Source organism: Aureisphaera galaxeae (assembly GCF_028561275.1).
GTDB classification, from domain to species: domain Bacteria; phylum Bacteroidota; class Bacteroidia; order Flavobacteriales; family Flavobacteriaceae; genus Aureisphaera; species Aureisphaera galaxeae.
The window spans coordinates 101504-121465 of the sequence record NZ_JAQQTF010000007.1 but is presented as its reverse complement, the minus strand read 5'-3'; the positions used below and the strand labels follow the sequence as shown (position 1 = coordinate 121465).

Sequence of the window (19962 nt, the reverse complement as noted above, 5' to 3'; positions counted from 1 at the left end):
TTCTATCTTTACCCCGTGAGCCAAAAATTCCCAAAACAGGAGAAACTAAAATCGAGAAAGACCATAGACCGGTTGTTTTCCGAAGGAAAATCGATCAAAAAATTTCCTATAAAACTTATCTATTTAGAGCAAGAAGGCGCCGAAAACCATCAAGCTACCTTCGCTGTTCCCAAACGGAATTTTAAATTGGCCATCTCCAGAAATAGGATCAAAAGACAACTTCGGGAAGCTTATCGCCTGGAAAAAAGTGTTATAGAAAGCATAAACGGCAAGAAGTTTGCACTACTCTTTATGTATATTAGTAAAGATAAACCGCAGTATGCTAAAATCTCCTCCTCCATTAAGGCACTGCTAAAAAACATTACGTAATGAAATTTTTTAGTTTGCTTTTTGTAGGCCTCACCATTGTGGCCTGCTCTGACAATCAAGGTATTGTAGCTGAATCACCTGGAGACGAAGCCTTTGCCGACGGCATGACCTTCAGCGTTATCGAATCTAACAAATCTTCCTATGATGATGTGGAATATGATAAGGTTGGTAAAGTAATTGCAGGAGAACAAACCGAAGCCGCCCAACAAAAAATCATTAAAACAGCCCAGTTGGAATTCGAAACCAAGGACCTGGAGGCTACCCAGGGGAAGATTCAGGATTTGGTGCGCCAGCACGAAGGCCTGGTACAAAATGACAATTCTGGCAAGAGTTACAACAAATTGTACCAAAATGTAACCGTACGGGTGCCTTCCGAAAATTTTGATGCCTTCGTAGACGGGGTTTCTGAAGGGGTCGAATATTTCGATCGCAGGGACATAAGCCAAAAGGACGTTTCGGAAGAATTTGTAGATCTGAAAGCCAGATTAAAGGCCAAAAAAGAGCTTGAAAACCGGTATTTGGAGCTCCTGAAAAAAGCCAAAAACGTCGAGGAAATGTTGGAGATAGAACGTGAACTATCTAACATCCGCGAAGAGATAGAAGCCAAGCAAGGTCGTTTGGAATATCTCAAAAACCGAGTATCCCTAAGTACCGTAACCATTCACTTTTATAAGGTCACTGCAAAAACTGGGGTTACCGTTTCCTATGGTCAGAAAATGGTGAATGCCCTTAAAGGAGGATGGGACGGAATCTCCGTGTTCTTTTTGGGGATTCTATACCTATGGCCTCTGTTTTTAATTTTCGGCATTTTGTTCTTTATCCTTAGGCGATACCTCAAAAGAAGGAAGGCCAAAAATTAACAGATGCTTACCATCTTATCCGCCAAAAGCTCTTTATCTTTTGGGTCCTCTAAATCGAATCCGAATATGAGAACCCTTTACCTGCTACTTTGCGCGTTGTTCCTTTTTGTGGGTTGTAAAAACGACGACGATAATAGCAACACCGCTATGCAAGAAGATGATGGCCCAATGATAACGGAAGTGGAATCACTTTCGTTGGTTACTGGAGTTCGTGCTCGAGAAATTCCCGATCAAGAATTCTTCGTTCTGGGAAATCCGAACGTTTTTGTGGATGGGCAAACGCTTACCGTTTTCCCCACACTTACGAGGTCGGTGATCAACATCAATGCCCTAGGCGTCATTTCCGATGTTTGGTTGGTTCCTGCTGAAGAGGAAAAAATTCATCAAGGCGAGGATTTTTCCACTATTTACAACTCGGGCACATATGCGCAATCTGAAATAACAACGGGTTCGGTGATTACGGTTAATGATATAGATCAAACAAATGTGTCGATAAATTTGAAAGGCTTAACTCCCGGATATTACCGCGTGTTCGCTACTGTCAATGGCCAATTTCAATGGGAAAACATCAAAATACTGAACGACACAGAAGATATAGACGATTTAATAGAATTTTGGAATTAAAATATGGATTATGAAGCGAAGAATCTTAATACCGATCCTTGCTATCGGGCTGCTTATTACCTCCTCCAGTTTTCGTAGCGATTTTTTTGAAATCGCCAAACAGATAGAAATTTTCACCACGCTCTATAAGGAGCTCAACATGAATTATGTGGATGAAAACACCCCGGCTACCTTAATGGACAATGCCATTAAGGGAATGTTGGAAGATTTAGATCCCTACACCGTGTATTGGAACGAACAAGCGGTAGAGGATGCCCGTATTAAGAATTCGGGAACCTACACCGGGATTGGAGCCTCCGTGCGCACATTTAAGGATAAAATCGTGATCACGGAACCTTTCCAAGACTATCCAGCGGATAAAGCAGGACTGAAGGCGGGAGACGAGATCGTAAAAATTGGAGATATCAACTTGGCCGATTTCGAAGATGATGCTGGCGACTTATTGAAGGGATCTGCCGGTAGCACTGTAGATTTAACTTACAGAAGGCAAGGAAAAATGGAAACCACTACCCTAACCCGTGAAAAGGTAGACGTAAAAGCGGTGCCCTATTACAAAATGATCGAAGGTGATATTGGCTACATCGTATTGCGAAAATTCAACCGTAGGACTACAGTAGAAACCAAAGCAGCTTTGGAAGAATTGAAGCTGGGCGGTGCCCAAAAGATCATCTTGGACCTTCGAGGCAATCCTGGAGGATTACTCAATGAAGCTATTAATGTGGTAAATCTGTTTGTTCCCAAAGGGGAGACCATTACCACTACAAAATCTGTTATTGAAAAATATAACAAGACCTATAAGACACGTAACGAGCCTATCGATACCGAGATTCCCCTAGTAGTTTTGGTAAACGGGCGTTCGGCTTCGGCCAGCGAAATCGTATCGGGTGGTCTTCAGGATTTAGACCGTGCCGTGGTGGTAGGAGCGAGAAGCTTCGGAAAAGGACTGGTACAAAGGCCCAAGAAATTGGCCTATGGAACCCAGTTGAAAGTGACCATATCTAGGTACTACACCCCAAGTGGTCGTTGTATCCAAGCCTTAGATTATTGGAACCGTGATGAAAATGGAGATCCCATCCGTTTGGACCCTAAAGAATACAACAAATTCAAAACCAAAGGCGGTCGCACCGTCTATGATGGTGGTGGAATTTTACCCGATGTGGAGTTAGAATCCGCCAAGTTCAGCCCAATAACGACTGCACTGCTCAAAGACAATGCTATTTTCGATTATGCCACGCAGTACTATTATAAGAACCCAATGACCGATTGGAAAGGATTCGCTATCGACGATGCCGTTTTTCAAGATTTTATTCAATACCTAAGAAAGAATGGATTTGAGTATGAAACCGAATCCGAAAAGAAATTTGCGGAGGCATTGCGTCGCGCCGAAGATGATGAGTTGAAAGAGGATATTCAATCAAGTTACAATGCCTTGATGGAATCTATAGATCGTGCTAAGGAAAAGGATTTGGTGAGCAAAAAAGCCGAAATCAAGTCTTTGTTATCCGATGAAATTTTAAAACGCTATTTTTATAGAGAAGGATTGTATGATTATCAGGTAGAGAACAATCCTGAAATTTTGGAGGCCATTTCCATATTGAATAACTCCAATCGATACGATAAGATATTGAAATAATAATATGCAGGAATTCCTGAACTTTTTTGAAACCATGCCCATCTGGATGAAAGCCGGATGGGTATTTTTAGTCTTGGGCTTCTTTTGGATACTGGAAGGGCATTATTCCCTTTTTCAGCTGAGGTACAAGAAATGGAAGCACGCCAAAGTCAATTTAATCCTTTTGTTGTTCGTGATGATTATTAATGCGGTGTTCGGCATTGCAACAGCGGGAATCTTCACTTGGCTCAACACTTCACAGTTTGGACTATTGCATTTTTTTGAAGCACCTATTTGGGTAGAGCTCATTTTGGCCATCCTCATTTTAGACCTCATTGCCCAATATGGGGTGCATTATTTTTTACATCAAATTCCGGCGTTTTGGCGATTGCACATTGTACATCATAGCGATAAGAACGTAGATGCCACAACAGGGACACGGCACCACCCCATTGATTTCATCATTCGTGAAACCTTTGCCCTTATTGCGGTGGTCATTACAGGAATGCCCATTGCTTTCTATTTGTTCTACAGAATTTTGAGCGTGTTGTTCACCTATTGGACTCATGCCAATATCTCATTGCCCATGGCCTTGGATAAAACCTTGAGTTACCTCATCGTTACTCCAAACATGCATAAGTTCCATCATCATTTCGAGCTGCCTTGGACAGACACCAACTACGGAAATATGTTCTCCATTTGGGATCGTCTCTTCGGAACCTTTGTATACGATGACCCCAAAAAGATCCAATATGGGGTGGACCTCGCCGACCATACGGACGATGAAAGCATAGCCATACAATTGGGCATTCCCTTCAACAAAAATGTGAAGTCCAAAAACAGACAATAATTAAAAAGCCAGATTGTCAATCTGGCTTTTTTTAGTTTGGTTGCTATCGTTTTATGATGCGCTTTATAATTTCACCATTACTTTCAGTAGATATCTTCAGCAAATACGTTGCACTACCAAAGCTTGAAATATCGATAGAGCCCTTTCCATCATTTACTAAAATGGTTTTTAGGGTCCGTCCCTGCATATCCAAAAGCTCCGCCTTGATGATTCGTTCTAAGCTAGTAGATTCCATAAACACCATCCCCGATGTAGGATTGGGATATACGGCTATTTCGGATAAAGATTTGCCTTCCCCAATTGTCAAAATGGGTGTTGTTGCGACGGAGGCTTGTTGCGTTTGGACAATTTCAATATTGTCTATGGCTAAATCACTTCGATAACTAGCGCCCGTTTTCCCTACGAATCGGAGCTTTAGATCCTGATTGTAATTACTCAAATCAACAGATGCTGAAATCCAAACATTCTGACTTGTGAGTGGAAATGGTGTAGTATACAGGTCGAACCAAACACCATGAATCGTGCTCGCCTGTACTTTTAAGCTAGCATCGGAAATGCTGGATCCATAGGCATGATAATCGAACATTAATTGGGCGTCGGAAAGCATTGCAGCTTCTACACAGGGACCATTTATAATGGCCGTTGCGTTATAGCCTATCCCACCATTGGAAACACTGGAGGACTCCAAATAAAGATATTGACCGCCGTGACTCGCGGCGCTCGGCCCCGTACTGGAAGTTGGGGTCGCCCCTGTATGTTGAGTCCAATCGCCATCATCGCCCGTAGTTTGAGACCACAACCCAAAATTGTTCTGTGTTTCGAAACTTTCGGCATGAGGCAACAGAGGAATGGGCAGCTCGCAAACAGGGTTTTCGTGTATTCTGATATTATCCAAAGCCAAATCGCTGGACCATCCGGGGCCTGTTTTCCCCACAAAGCGAAGTTTTATATCATCATTATAACTACTGAGGTCAACAGAAACGGGAATCCAAAGATCTTCACTCATCAAGGTAGAAGGCGTTGCAAATAGATCGAACCAAACCCCTTCCGTCGTACTTCCCTGCACTTTTATGCTTGCTCCTGTGGCACTCGTTCCGAAAGCATGGTAGTCGAAAATAAGCCGGGCTCCAGATAAAAGGGGACTACCCACACAAGGTCCCTCCAAAATAGCCGTGGCATTGGCGCCCATTCCACTATTGGAAGCCTCGAGATATAAGTAGCGCGATCCCTCACTTGCCGAACTTGGACCTGTGTCATTGGAAGGTGTGGCTCCCGTATGTTGGGTCCAATCGCCGTCATCGCCTGTGATCTGTATCCAATGACCCAGTGCTCCTTGGGTTTCAAAATCCTCGGAATAGGGCAGAGAAGCCAAAGAGCTCGTACAATCAGATTTAATTCTAAAATTGTCTATGGCCAAATCGCTTTTCCAACCATTTCCAGTTCTCCCCACTACCCTAAGTTTTAAGGTTCGATCGTAGTTACTCAAGTCCACAGAAACGGGCATCCAAGTATTCTGGCTCGTTAGGGTTGTTGGTGTGCTGAACAGATCGAACCACAGCCCTTCGGCCAAGCTTCCTTGCACTTTTATACTCGCACCCGAAAGACTTGCGGTAGACCCATAGGCATGGTAGTCGAAGGTAAGTTGAGAATTGGCTAATAAGGAAGCATCAATACAGGGGCCATCAAGAATGGCCGAGGCATTGGAACCTACTCCGCTGTTGGAGGATTCCAAATACAGGTATCTAGATCCTTCGCTAGCGGCATTGGGCCCGGTCCCTTCAGAAGGTGTGGCTCCACTGTGTTGGGTCCAGTTGCCATCATCCCCCGTAGCCTGCGACCATAAACCTAAATTTCCTTGTGTTTCGAAACTTTCCGCATAGGGTAAAGAGGTTGCCTTGCTAGAACAAACAGGGGCTGGAAGCGGGGTCCGAAATACCCCTCTACCATAGGTGGCTGCATACAATACGCCTTTACTAGCATGAATTTCCAATTCATTCACCTTTACGTTGGGCAAATCATTCGAAAAGATCTGCCATTGGCTTATACTGTCATCCAAATAGTAAATTCCGTAGTCCATTCCTGCAAAGAGCCGGTTATGGGAAGAATTCTCCCAAACCAGCGCATACACTCTATAGCTGGGTAGATTCAGTTTTTTAGCGGTCCATGTAGCACCTCCATCATCGGAAACAAATACTCGGTTCGTATTGTTAGTAGCTATGGCCAATCGGTTCGGGTCTTGCGGGTGTATGGCCACATCATTAATAAATGTTCCCCCATAACCGCTTAAGGCGGTCCAATCGGTAGCACCTCCATTGGTGGTCTTATATAAACTACCGTTTTCTGAAGCATACATGATGTCATTGTCACTAGGAGCGATTTTTAGATAATCCAAACTGGCTCCAAAATCTTGGGAAATAGCCGTCCATGAACTTCCTCCATTGGTCGATTTATGAACTTTTTCGAAAGCCACATAAATGACATCGGAATCCGTTGGGTCTTGCTCAAAAGGCGTAACCCAGCTTCCGCTTCCGGAAGGCTCCACCAAACCTGTTCGAGTCTGTCCACCATCGGTGGATTTATATAAAGACCCTCTTTGAACGGATCCATAAAAAATATTGTTGTTGTCCTTATCTATAAAGCACTCCATGCCGTCGGCCCCCAACCAATCGAACCAATTTCCCGAGGTGTTGTAAAACGCTACGCCATTGTCTTGTGCGCCTCCCAAAACAATTTCTGGATGGGTTTGCGAAACCCCAATCTTGTAGAGTTGCCGAATTCCCATGCCGAAGGTCATATTGGTAAAGTAGGAGGTGTCAATGGTTCCGCTTGGATTGTTAACCACGTAAATGCCCCCGTCGGTTCCTAGGTACATTTTATCCCCAATAAACTCCGTAGCATTAATGTCCTGATGACAATAGCCCACATTTCTGCTTTCGTATCCAGAGTATTTATAGGAAGAAAGGGAAAACGAGTCTCCTCCATCCATAGACCGCCACGTATAAATCCCTGCTATATGAACTTCATCTACATTTGCAGGATTCACTGCGATTTGCATATTTCTAGGAGCTTGTCCCTTTCCGTCATCGGCTGCCGTATCGCTATATCCGAAGTAGTTTTTGCTAGTATGGTTTAGCTCCGTAAACGACGTTCCACTGTTGGTCGATTTAAACAGACCTCCAAACTTTTTGTTATCCTCTTCAACCACGTAAACGACCGAGCTATCATCGGCAGAAACTCCTATCTTTTTGGTTTGAGAAGAGCTAAACGAAGAAGATATCTTGGTAAAGGAAGCCCCTCCATTGGTGGAACGATAAAAACTATTCCCTGAGGCATATACTGTGTTGGGGTCGCCAGGTTTAAATTCAAGATCATACCCTGTGGATTCGCTGGTTAATTTTCCCGACCAGGTTGCTCCACTATTGGTACTTCGGAATATACCCCCGCCTTCAATAGAGCAAAAAACAGTCGAGGGGTCTGAAGGGTCGATCAAGATTTTATTCACGTCCGAACCGGCTAGATTAACCAGCTCGTTCCAAGTGGATCCTGCATCGGCAGAGACGAAAATGATTCCCGAAGCGGAACCCCAATAATACACATCCTTGTTTGTGGGATGAATGGCTAGTGAATAAACATACATATTCACAAAGCTGTCTGAAAGTGCGGTCCATGTAGAACCACTGTCAACTGTTCTCCATACGCCCCCTCCCGAGGACCCTACAATGATATGATCCCGGTTGGAGGGGTCTACTGCAAACGTGGTGACCCTACCTACACCCGGGCCCCAACTGGAAGTAGGGTTCCATGTTGTTGGGCCTAATTCTTCCCAATGGCTTGAGTCTCCAGAACCATTCGCTCTGTTTTGTTGGCGGGCCCTATAAAATTCGTCCATCATTGCTTCGGGCGATGTAAGATACCCCCTTTCATCCATCGACCGTAGGGCATCGTATTCCCAGCGTTTGTATTGTTTAAATCCTGTTCCTTTCCCTGTGCCCACCAAGTCGAAATATTCTTTCGCTTTTTGTTGGATTTCCCGCACGGTGTACGTGCCTTTCTGGATCATGTCCAGATACTCCTGAGCATAGGAATTGGAGACAACAACAAGAAATAGCATGGAAAGGAGAAGTTTCTTCATAGTATTTGGTATTTAGTTAGCTTATGTTTCTTAAACAAAGGAAAAACAAATGCTTCCAGATACTATTCGGAATACCCTGAACGGTCGATATTTAGGAGTTTTCGGTCGCTATTTGAAGTTAACGGTAAACTGAGAAGTCCTTAAAATTGGATTTCAAACCTTTCTAAGAACAAAAAGCCCAGTCCTTGATAGAACCGGGCTTTTTAAATTATATGAACAAGACTTATTCTTTAACGATTCGCTTGATGCTTTCTACTCCACTATCGGTAGAAAGCTTCAGTAAATAGGTCGCACTACTAAATTCAGAAATGTCTATCGTGCCTAAAGTGTTGTTTACCGGTACCGTTTTCAACACCCTTCCGTGCAAGTCCATGAGTTCGGCTTTTGCCACCAAAGTGTTTGCGGTCGATAAAATCTCGACCCTTCCGGTCGTTGGATTCGGGTATACCTTGATGCCCACATCATTCAATATCCCTTCAACGCCTAATACTTCCCCTTGGAAGAGCAGGGTAAATCGGTTGCCAAAGGTGCCCTTCTCGCTGGTGAACTCATAGTCGCTTTCGGTTAGATTAGTCAATACGCCCAACTCGTTATCGTGCAAGAATACCTCAACTTGTTCCATAAGGGCTCCTTCCCTTTTTACCATGGAAATTGTATAACGGGTTTCTTCCGTTACAAGGCTCGAGAATCCTATAGAAACCTTGCTGTCTTCCTGAAGTTTGGAAAGGGATTGAATCCCCATTTCTTTTGAAATATCGGTATCCAGGTGAGAATATAAGGATACTACACTCGCCAATCTTCGGGAGTCGTAACCTCGATCGAAACCAGAAGTTGTAAGATCAGAGAATCCAACCAAAGTCGTGCTGTATAGCGCATGTTCTTCGGAAGTAACATGAAGCCACACGCGATCCATTTCTTGGGCCAAACGCAGCGTATTGTTGCCGGATGTAAGTCGCATTGTATTTGTAAACTGGGCCGTTCCAGCAGCAGTGGCTTTAATTCCGAAGCCTTGTGCTGTGGCAATTACCCCGTTGGGCTCTGTAAGTGTTCCTGTAAGATCGGCAGCAGCAGCAGTTCCCCCGGCAAGGTTGTAAACGGATATATCTTGCATGGAAAAGTTCATGTTCCCTGCTCCTGGCAATCCTGGACTAGGAGCAGTTAAGTGCTCCCAAAAATACACCTCATCGATCATGGAATTCGCGGTGATAAACGCATCGGCGGAAATGGCTGAAGCGTAGGGGTTGGCCAAAATATTTGGACTATCATTTTTAGAGGTATTGTATTGTACATTAAAATTGACAGTTCCGTTGTTCAGTGTCCCTAGTTGGTAATCATAATTGAAAACACCTCCGGGCTGTCCGTATCCAGCTTGAGGACGCACAATGTATCCTTCACCCGGCGTAATGGTTCCTGTCGCAACGGCATTCCAAAAATCATTATTGTCATCGGCAAAGTTTTCAGCCGCAGGGAACGTGGCCGTCACATCGGGATGTGGCACAAAGTTCGGTGTAAGGGCTTCGAGCACCAAGAAGGCGCTACTCCAAACACTTTGTCGTGTTTCGGCAGTCATGGGACTACCCAAAACCATGAAATCGCGGCTCGCTAAATTCGGGGTCGTTACCCGTACGTTTATGGTTCCGTTATTGGTTACGGGTGCAGATCCATTGGTTTGTACCACATTTGCCGTATGGGCTACTTGCAGGCTTCCATCTACCGTAATGTCGTTTTCTACTTTAATGAAATTGTCCGCGGCCACATCTAAAGTAAATCCTGTGTTTATGGTAAGGGTACAGGCATTCAGGTTTCCGTGGATAGAGGTGTCGTAGTTCCCGTTAATGATAACAGCATCCGTGCTGCCGGGATTTCCTGCCGGGCTCCATGTAGCACCATTCCAAGTTTTTGCTACGCCTGCACAAAGTGCTTGGTCAAAGCCAATATTGTCTATCGCCAAATCACTGGACCATCCACCTCCGGTGGTTCCGACAAAACGGATTTTCATGTCCTGAGTATAGCTGCTTAAATCTACGGTAATCCCAACCCAAAGATCTTGACTGGTTAATGGGGAAGGTGTCGTATATAGGTTGATCCAAATTCCTTCGGAGATACTCCCTTGAACAACTACGCTGGCTGTACCAATACTATCTCCCAAGGCATGGTAATCGAAAGTGAGCTGTACATTCGAAAGGGACGATAGAGCAATACAAGGCCCTTCTAAAATAGCGCTGGCATTTGCTCCGATTTCGCCAGGAGAACCATTGCTGGAGGCTTCCAAAAACAGATAATAGGATCCGTCACTTCCCGTGCTGGGTCCTGTTCCCGTCGAAGGGGTTCCTCCACTATCCTGTACCCAATCACCATCATCTCCCGTAGCCTGTGCCCACAATCCCAGATTCCCGGGTGTTTCAAAACTTTCACTGTAGGGCAGTGAGGATATGGTATTCGTACAAGAAACGGGGGTAGGAGCCAAAGTCGTCACATCTAATGGTGCACTAAAAGCGGAATCGTTTCCAGCAGCATCGAAAGCTCGAACGGTATAGGCGTATGTCGTCGATGGGTTCAATCCTGTCACGCTATAGTTGGTGGTAGCCGAGGTTGCGATACTACTTCCATCCTGAAATATTTCGTATCCCGTAACCCCAATATTATCCGTAGAGGCATTCCAGCTCAAGTCGAAAGAGGTCACATCGATATTGGCTGCAGCCAAGTTAATTGGTGTCGTTGGTGCATCCGTATCGGATGCAATATCCGGAAGTAGGGATCTAAACACTCCCCTTCCATAGGTTCCTGCATAAATCATCCCCTTGGTTTCGTTTATTTCCAACTCATACACCCGAACATTGGGCAGGTTGTTTGCGAAGATTTGCCACTGGGTAAGATTATCGTCTATGTAGTAAATGCCATAATTCATTCCCACGAAAAGACGGTTAACTGCAGAGTTCTCCCACACCAAGGCATAGGCAGTATAACTTGGTAGGTTCAAAAGCATAGGAGTCCATGTGGATCCCCCGTCTTCCGAAATAAACACGCGGTTGCTGTTGTTGGTTGCTATCGCTACACGATTCGGGTCGGTGGGGTGAATCGCAATATCGTTAATAAAGGACCCGCTGTATCCGGAAAGGGCAGTCCAATTGGTCGTACCGCCATTCGTGGTTTTGTAGAGATTCCCGTCTACCGATCCATACATGATCTGGTTATTGCTGGGTGCAATTTTTAGGTAATCCATATTGGGTCCGAAGTCTTGCGAAATGGCCGACCAAGTGGATCCTCCATTGGTCGATTTGTATACCTCATCGTAACCTACATAGATCACATCGGTGTCGGTAGGGTCTTGTTCGAAAGGAGTTACCCAGTTTCCACTTCCTGGCGGGGTTGCTAGATTAAATCGGCTAGCCCCTCCATTTGTGGATTTATAAAGCACTCCATTCTGGGACGTGCCGTAGAAAATATTGCTATTGTCTTTATCTATAAAGTTTTCCATACCGTCGGCTCCCAGCCAATCGAACCAATTTCCAGAGGTGTTATAAAAGGACGACCCATTGTCCTGAGCTCCTCCCACGATGATTTCCGGATCGGTTTGGGATACCCCGATTTTATAGAACTGTCTAATTCCCAACCCAAACGTAAGATCGGTATAGAAAAAGTCGTTCATGGTGCCATCGGAATCATTGGCTACGAAAATTCCGCCGTCGGTTCCTGCATATAGTTTATCACCTACAAACTCAAGCATATCGACATCTGCATGGCAATACCCCACATTTCTACTGGCCGCTCCGGACTCCGTCCAATAGGAAGAGAGCTGGAAGGAAACCCCTCCATCTAAGGATCGCCAGGTATGGATTCCAGCAATATGCACTTCATCAATATCCAGCGGGCTCACGGCAATATCCATGTCTCGTGGAGCCTGTCCGCTACTATCACTTCCGGTATCGCTATATCCGAAATAGTTGATACCTGTATGATTCAATTCTGTGAATGTGCTTCCGCTATTGGTGGATTTAAAGAAGCCGCCAAAGATTCCGCTATTTTCTTCAACTACATAGACCACATTGGCATCTGCGGGGGAAACCGCGATCATTTTTGTTTGGGAAGAATTAAAGGAGGAGGATACTTCAGAAAAACTACTTCCGCCATTGGTGGAAACGTAAAATCTATTTCCCGAGGCATATATGGTGTTGGTATCGCCTGGTTTAAATTCTAAATCATATCCCGTGGATTCGCTGGTCAAGGTTCCTGACCAAGAAGCTCCGCTGTTGGTGCTTCGAAAAATTCCTCCGCTTACGATAGAGCAAAATATTTTTGAGGTATCGGTAGGGTCGATCAAAATTCGGTTTACATCAGAACCCGCTAAATTCACTAATTGATTCCAAGTGCCTCCCGCATCTGTGGAAACAAAAATGATTCCTGAAGAGGATCCCCAGTAATAAAGATCCTTGTTCACTGGGTCAATGGCCAAAGAGTATACATCCATATTTATGAAGGAGTCGGTGAGTACCGTCCAGTTGGTTCCGCCATCAATGGTCCTCCAAACCCCTCCGGTTTGCGATCCTACAATAATGTGGTTTTGGTCTGCAGGGTCCACCGAAAAAGCTGTGATTCTACCTACGCCTGGGTTCCATCCCGATGTAGAGTTCCAAGTGGTGGGCCCTAAGTCTTCCCAGTTGCTGGTATCGACCATGCGCATTTCTTGTTGGGCCGCCTTTGCGGCAAAAAATTCGGTCAACAATGCTTCGTTGGTTGGGAGGTAACCTTCCTCATTCATACTGTGCTGGGCACTGTATTCCCATCTTTTGTAAGGATTGTATCCAGTTCCCCTTCCGGTTCCCACTATATTGAAATGGGCTTCGGCAGCGGCTTGAATTTCCTGCACGCTATGCGTGCCTTCTCGAATCATTTCTAAATACTCTTGGGAAAACAGGGTGGTGGCCGATAGCACTAAAGCGCTAAAAAGTAGAATTTTTTTCATGTTAGGATCAGTATTAAGTTTGGGGAACTCTCTTTCTGTATAAATCTGTGGGGATAGCATCCCTAGCAACCATAGATTGAAAAACACGGGGTTTTAGGGGTCAAACGATTATGATTTAAGGCTTTCTTACTCAAATATAGGTAAATAATCGACAAAAGGGCGGTAAAAACCGCCCATCTGCACAATTACAAGTAAACTATATGAAAGATAAGAACCCGAAGTAGGCTCTTTTTGGTTATGCCTCCACAAACTCCCCGTGTTGGGAAGCGTCCAGACCTCGTTCTTCCTGATCTTCCCTCACCCTAATGGACACTAAGACGTCGGTAAGTTTGTACAGCCCCAAACTTCCAAAAAAAGTAAAGACGGAGACAAGCACTAAAGCTATACAATGATATACAAAGGTTTGGGTCTCGCCATAAATGAGGCCAACGTCCTTCGCAAGAATCCCTGTAAGCAGCATACCTACGATTCCACCTACGCCATGACTGGGAAAGACATCCAAGGTATCATCGACCTCGGATTTTTTGTGAAAACGAATGGCAAAATTACTCACGACCGCAGCTACAAAACCAATGAAAATACTCTGACCAATGGTTACGAAGCCGGCAGCTGGGGTGATGGCTACCAAGCCTACAATAGCTCCAATGCATGCACCCAAGGCCGACATTTTTCGGTTTTGAAATCGGTCTAAAAATATCCAAGCAATCATACTGGTGGCCGATGCCAGATTCGTATTGGCAAAAGCGATGACTGCATCGGCGTTAGCGCCAAGGGCAGAACCCGCATTAAAGCCGAACCAACCAAACCACAGTAAACCGGTTCCCAAAATCACGAACGGAATGTTCGCGGGTTTTTCAATGCGCTCGCGGCGTTTACCCAAATAAATGGCGCCCGCTAGGGCGGCGATTCCGGCAGACATGTGTACCACTGTTCCTCCGGCAAAATCCAGAACACCCCAATTGCGGAGTAGGCCGTCCGGATGCCAAGTCATGTGCGCCAAGGGTGCGTAAATGAACAACGAAAACAATACCATGAAGAGGATATAGCTGCGAAATCGGATCCGTTCGGCGAAACTTCCTGTAATGAGCGCCGGTGTAATGATCGCGAACTTTAATTGGAAAAGGGCGAACAACAGAAACGGAATGGTTTCTGAAAAGTCTGCATTGGGCGAAACAGAAACCCCATTGAAATTAAAGTAGGTCCGAGGGTCACCTATGATCCCGTACATACTCTCTCCAAAAGCGAGACTAAATCCAACCACTACCCAAAGGACACTAATGACGCCCAAGGCCACAAAGCTTTGTAGCATGGTAGAGATGATGCTCTTTTTACTCACCATACCCCCATAGAAAAAGGCCAAACCTGGTGTCATAAGCAGTACAAAAGCACTGGCCACGATCATCCAAGCGGTGTCTCCTTTGTCGATTTCGGAAGTGTTTTCAATAAATTGATATTCGGTTCCTAATAACAATGCGATTAAAACCAAAAGAATCAATCCATAAAAGTTCATTTTTTTACCCATACCCCTATAAATTTTAATTTTTTATAGGAATAAATGTAAAAAAATGAGTTTACACCCCCTAAAATTTAGGGTTAAATCGAAAAAATTTATAAAATATTGAAAACAGACCCCCTGTTTTTGATTTTTTGATAAAAAACAATCAGGATTTTACCATTCCTATATGTGGAATTCCATCTTCGAGGTACTCTTCCCCTACTTTTTGGAAGCCCAATCGTTCATAAAAGTGGGTAAGGTAGGTCTGGGCCGAGAGTTTTATGTGTGTTGTTTGGTAGTGGTCTTCTACGGCCGTGATCGAGGCGTTCATAATATCGTATCCATAACCGTATTTTCTTTCAGGTTCGGAAACTACTACCCTGCCTATGGCTGCTTCTTCAAAATAAATGCCCGGTGCAAAACATCGGGTGTAGGCCGCAACGCGGCCCGATTTTTTTCCGAACACATGCAGCGCCTTTCGATCCTTGCCGTCGATGTCCTGATACACGCAATCCTGTTCTACCACAAATACCTCAGAGCGCAGCTGAAGTATATTATATAATTCGTCGATGGTGAGTTGGTCGAAAGTTTTTACAACTATTTCCATATTAATCCTGTACTATCGTTTCTTTAGCGTCGCTTTTGGCGTATTCGGGTTGAATGTTGACATGATTAATTCCAAAATCATGATACAACAGTTCTTCCAATTGTACCAAGATACGATCGAATTCTGAAAGGGAAATATCTTCGTAAAAATCGATATGTGCTTCTAGATGAATTTCCTTTTCGTTCAATTGCCAGATGTGTACATGGTGTAGGTTTTTAATTTCAGGAAATTGTTGCACGGCCTCCTTCAACTGTTTCAAATTTACATCCTTGGGTGTGAAGAGCATTAAGACCTGAAACGAACTTTTTAATAGATCTAGGCCTACTACCACTAGGTAAATGGCAATGAGAACAGTAAGTACACTGTCTACCCAAAACCAATCGAAATATTTCATAAGTAATCCACCAACCAACACGGCTACCGAAGCAGACATATCGGTAATAAGGTGTAGGTACGCCGAACGCATATTCATATTATCCTTGGCATTTTTCTGCAACAACAAAACGCTAAAGCCGTTGGCAACTATTCCGAGTAGCGCCAGCCAAATAACCAAGCCGCTTTCTATCTCTTGTGGATTTATAAATCGTTCTACTGCTTCGTATACTAAATACACAGCGACCACTATGAGCGTGGCCGAATTCACAAAGGCGGCAATAATCTCCGCCCGTTTATAACCAAAGGTTTTATCGAGCGAAGCCTCTTTTTTGGAATAAATACTCGCAATGTAACTTACTATCAAAGAAAGGACATCGCTAAAATTATGAAGCGCATCACTTAATAGGGAAAGACTGCCAGAAATCAATCCACCAATTGCTTGGGCAACGGTAATGATAAGATTAAGAACAATGGAGATCAGCAAATTTCTTCCCGCTACCTCCCCGTGGTCATGATGATGGTGATGGTGGTGGGAATGTGCCATGGTATTAGGAACAGGCTATTTTATCGACTCGTCGCTGGTGGCGACCGCCTTCGAATTCTGTGGCTAGGAAAGTCTTTACCATTTCTACTGCTTGTGGAATGGCAGTGAAGCGTGCCGGTATACAGATAATGTTGGCGTTATTGTGCTGTCGGATAAGTTCCACAATTTCCTTGGTCCAACAAAGACCCGCGCGTACTTTTTGGTATTTGTTCGCGGTCATGGCGACACCGTTGGCACTTCCACAAATAAGGATACCCCAATCCACATTGTTTTCCTCCACAGCTTTGGCCACAGGGTGCACAAAATCGGGATAGTCTACACTATCAAAAGAATCGGTACCGTGGTTTTCTACGGTGATTCCCTGATCTTCGAGGTACTTAACAATGGCGAATTTATAATCGGTTCCTGCGTGGTCGTTTCCTATGGCGATTTTCATATTGAAGGTTTTGTGCAAAGATACTCCAAGGAGTTCATTTATCGATTTATTTCTAATCCCAATATTATCAATTCTTTACATTTTCTTAAAACTACCGTAATAATTTAGTTAACAACATTGTTCATATTTGTTTCCATAAAAAGCATAAAAATATTTGGAGATTTATTTTGAATTTCCAGATTGAAAAATTACGGGAAAACCACAAAAAAGTTAACCTAATTTTATTGTCTATTTTTCCGCTGCCTTCTCTCAGTTAACAACAATATTTTTCAAAATTTTTATTAAAATTGAATTGTTGATATACCTTGTTCACAACTGTGAATGAAAATGGAAATTTCCTATTTTTCAATCGTTTGTACTTGTGGTTTTTTGTTCATAACCTATTCGAAAAAAAGCATAAGTGAAATTCAAAAGAATCTTTCAAAAAGTTATTCCACATTTCAACATCACACCATAATCATCATTTTTAATTAAAATTTCAAAAAAAAGAAAAGAGATATTTTAATAAGTGTTGAAAAAGTGGATAAGTGCTTTTTTTAGAAAATGATTATAAACTATACGATACGTAAATGTGAAGAACTGTTGAGATCGTCTATGATCTGATGTGCAGAGGGGATATCGTCTTCGTGGACTTTGAGCTGGATCCCACCAATGGCGTTGGAATGAAAAGGAAGGATGCCAATGGTCGTTTCGTTCTGAAAGACAAAACGAATCCCGCTTTGCTGCAGCAAATGTTTGAGTACGGTGTACTCGCTAGCGTAAGTAAAAACAGCAATAGTTTGATAGCGTTCCATATGACTAAGTTACTAAATTTTAGGATGTATTGAAGCTACAATCACTTAATAAACGTACTTTTGAAAATTATTACAGTAACCATGCCGAAAAGGAAAAAGAGAAGTAAGAAAAAATACGCAGAAGGACTCTCACAACCCATTTTAGAAATATTCAGAAAAAACCGATCCACTGGACTTAACTACAAACAAATCGCAGCCAAGTTAGGTGTTAGCGATGCCAGTGGTAGGAACCATATTATAAAATCCCTGAAAAAAATGCAGGGTAAAGGGACCCTTCAGGAAATAGAAAGAGGAAAATATATTTTAACCCCTTCCATGAATTACCATACTGGAACCCTAGATCTAACCAGTCGAGGACAAGGTTATGTCATGGTCGAAGGAATGGAAGATGATATTTTCGTGAAAAGCAAACACATAAACCGAGCCTTGCATGGCGATGTGGTAGAAGTGTATGTATTTAAACGAAGAAAAAACGGAAAAATAGAAGGGGAGATAACCCAAGTCTTGCAACGGAAACGAAAAGAATTTGTCGGTACTATTACGGTGTCCGACCGATTTGCTTTTGTAGAATGTACGGGATACAATATGAACACGGATATCTTCATTCCGAAGAGTAAAATTGCCAAAGCGAAAGACGGTGATAAAGTGTTGGTGAAGATGGAAGGTTGGGAGGAAAACAGTGAATCGCCTGTAGGATCTGTGATCAAAGTCCTAGGGAAACCTGGAGAACACAACACGGAAATTCATGCGATTTTGGCTCAATACGGATTGCCTTATGAATTCCCACATGAAGTGGAAGCCTATGCAAATGAGTTGGATACGTCCATTCAACCCCAAGAAATTGCCAAGCGTAGGGATATGCGAAGCATATTGACCTTTACCATAGATCCGAAAGATGCCAAAGATTTTGACGATGCGCTTTCGTTTGAGAAGTTGGAAAATGGAAATTATGAAATAGGAATTCATATTGCCGATGTATCGCACTATTTGAAACCTGGAACTGTGTTAGATGATGAAGCTTTTGAAAGAGCTACTTCAGTATATCTTGTAGATCGTGTTGTACCTATGTTACCGGAAATATTGAGTAATGGCGCTTGTTCGTTGCGACCTCATGAAGAGAAGTATACCTTCTCTGCCGTGTTCGAAATGAATGAGGATGCGGAAGTGGTAAATCGATGGTTTGGAAGAACGGTTACCTATAGCGATGCCCGATTTGCTTATGAAGAAGCACAATATATTATTGAATCGAATGTCTCCTCGAGCGCAGTCGAGAGGACCATTCCGGATGACATTTCATTAACCGGAAAGGCTTACAATGTAGATCCCAATATTGCGGAAGCTGTTTTGGAGCTGGACCGATTGGCAAAAATCCTTAGGAAAAAACGAATGCATGAAGGTGCCATTTCGTTTGATAAGGTAGAAGTGAAATTTCATTTGGATGAACACAATGAACCCGAAGGTGTGTACTTCAAAGAAAGCAAGGATGCCAATAAACTGATTGAAGAATTTATGCTATTGGCTAATAGAAGTGTCGCTGCTTTTATTGGAAAACAGAATCCTAAGAAAACCTTTGTGTATCGAGTGCACGATGAACCTGATGATGAAAAGATTGCCCAGCTGGAAAATATCATTAGACGTTTTGGGTATAAATTGAATACTCAAGATCGACAAAGTACTGCAGCTTCTTTGAATAAATTATTGAAAGATGTGCAGGGCCAAAAAGAACAAAATATGATCGATACTTTGGCCATTCGTAGTATGAGCAAAGCTGTTTATACTACCAATAACATTGGTCATTACGGATTGGCATTCGATTATTACACCCACTTCACCTCTCCTATCCGTCGATATCCTGATGTGATAGTGCATCGATTATTGCAGTATTATTTGGATGGTGGCAAAAGTGCCAAGGAAGAAACCTATGAAGATAAATGCCAACATTCCAGTGATATGGAACAATTGGCAGCCAATGCTGAGCGTGATAGCATTAAGTATATGCAGGTGAAGTATATGAAGGACCATCAAGATGAAGAATTTTTGGGTGTAATTTCTGGAGTGACCGAATGGGGTATCTATGTAGAAATCATTTCCAATAAGTGTGAAGGGATGGTTCGTTTGGGCGATTTACAGGATGATCATTATACCTTTCACAAAGATGAATTTGCAGTAATAGGCGACCGCACCAAAAATGCGTATACCCTTGGTGATGAAGTGTATGTAAAAGTGAAGAATGCAGATCTAATGAAAAAGCATTTGGACTTTACGATGTTGGGGCATAGAGAATAGGTGAGAAAACCAAGA

At 43.4% G+C, this 19962-nt stretch carries 13 protein-coding genes; 6 read left to right on the top strand and 7 right to left on the bottom strand.

Features of this window, described 5'->3' with window-relative positions:
- Positions 1-15 precede the first annotated feature (15 nt).
- The 5 genes from rnpA to POV27_RS13700 all read left to right on the top strand — a co-directional run bounded on the left by rnpA (position 16) and on the right by POV27_RS13700 (position 4315).
- Positions 16-369: a ribonuclease P protein component gene (rnpA, locus tag POV27_RS13720; RefSeq protein ID WP_272863356.1), complete on the top strand. Its 354-nt coding sequence runs from the start codon at positions 16-18 to the stop codon at positions 367-369.
- Positions 369-1229 carry a DUF4349 domain-containing protein gene (locus POV27_RS13715; RefSeq protein ID WP_272863355.1) on the top strand — a complete coding sequence of 287 codons (861 nt, stop codon included), beginning with the start codon at positions 369-371 and terminating at the stop codon, positions 1227-1229. Before rnpA ends, POV27_RS13715 begins: the two co-directional genes overlap by 1 nt.
- 66 nt (positions 1230-1295) lie before the next feature.
- Complete coding sequence (locus tag POV27_RS13710; RefSeq protein WP_272863354.1) at positions 1296-1853, top strand: hypothetical protein; 558 nt, start codon at positions 1296-1298, stop codon at positions 1851-1853.
- A gap of 10 nt (positions 1854-1863) precedes the next feature.
- Entirely contained in the window at positions 1864-3486 is a 1623-nt protein-coding gene (locus POV27_RS13705; protein WP_272863353.1) for a S41 family peptidase, read from the top strand.
- Positions 3487-3490: 4 nt separating this feature from the next.
- Positions 3491-4315 carry a sterol desaturase family protein gene (locus tag POV27_RS13700; protein WP_272863352.1) on the top strand — a complete coding sequence of 275 codons (825 nt, stop codon included), beginning with the start codon at positions 3491-3493 and terminating at the stop codon, positions 4313-4315.
- A 43-nt stretch (positions 4316-4358) separates the two neighbouring features.
- On the opposite strand, the gene POV27_RS13695 is transcribed toward POV27_RS13700, so the two are convergent.
- From POV27_RS13695 to POV27_RS13665, 7 genes are all read right to left on the bottom strand, one after another.
- On the bottom strand, positions 4359-8447 hold the full coding sequence (locus tag POV27_RS13695; RefSeq protein ID WP_272863351.1) for a VPS10 domain-containing protein: 4089 nt from the start codon (positions 8445-8447) through the stop codon (positions 4359-4361).
- A gap of 223 nt (positions 8448-8670) precedes the next feature.
- Positions 8671-13410 (bottom strand): T9SS type A sorting domain-containing protein, encoded by a 4740-nt coding sequence (locus POV27_RS13690; protein ID WP_272863350.1) that lies wholly within the window; start codon positions 13408-13410, stop codon positions 8671-8673.
- Between the two features lie 235 nt (positions 13411-13645).
- Positions 13646-14932: an ammonium transporter gene (locus tag POV27_RS13685; protein ID WP_272863349.1), complete on the bottom strand. Its 1287-nt coding sequence runs from the start codon at positions 14930-14932 to the stop codon at positions 13646-13648.
- A gap of 139 nt (positions 14933-15071) precedes the next feature.
- A complete protein-coding gene (locus tag POV27_RS13680; protein ID WP_272863348.1) occupies positions 15072-15512 on the bottom strand; it encodes a GNAT family N-acetyltransferase in 441 nt (146 codons plus the stop codon).
- A 1-nt stretch (position 15513) separates the two neighbouring features.
- Positions 15514-16431, bottom strand: coding sequence for a cation diffusion facilitator family transporter (locus tag POV27_RS13675; RefSeq protein ID WP_272863347.1), 918 nt, complete (start codon positions 16429-16431; stop codon positions 15514-15516).
- 4 nt (positions 16432-16435) lie between these two features.
- Positions 16436-16867, bottom strand: coding sequence for a ribose 5-phosphate isomerase B (gene rpiB, locus POV27_RS13670; protein ID WP_272863346.1), 432 nt, complete (start codon positions 16865-16867; stop codon positions 16436-16438).
- Positions 16868-17421: 554 nt separating this feature from the next.
- Positions 17422-17661 carry a DUF2007 domain-containing protein gene (locus POV27_RS13665; protein WP_272863345.1) on the bottom strand — a complete coding sequence of 80 codons (240 nt, stop codon included), beginning with the start codon at positions 17659-17661 and terminating at the stop codon, positions 17422-17424.
- An 81-nt stretch (positions 17662-17742) separates the two neighbouring features.
- On the opposite strand from POV27_RS13665, the gene rnr reads away from it, so the two are divergent.
- Complete coding sequence (gene rnr / locus POV27_RS13660; protein WP_272863675.1) at positions 17743-19947, top strand: ribonuclease R; 2205 nt, start codon at positions 17743-17745, stop codon at positions 19945-19947.
- Positions 19948-19962: the final 15 nt, after the last annotated feature.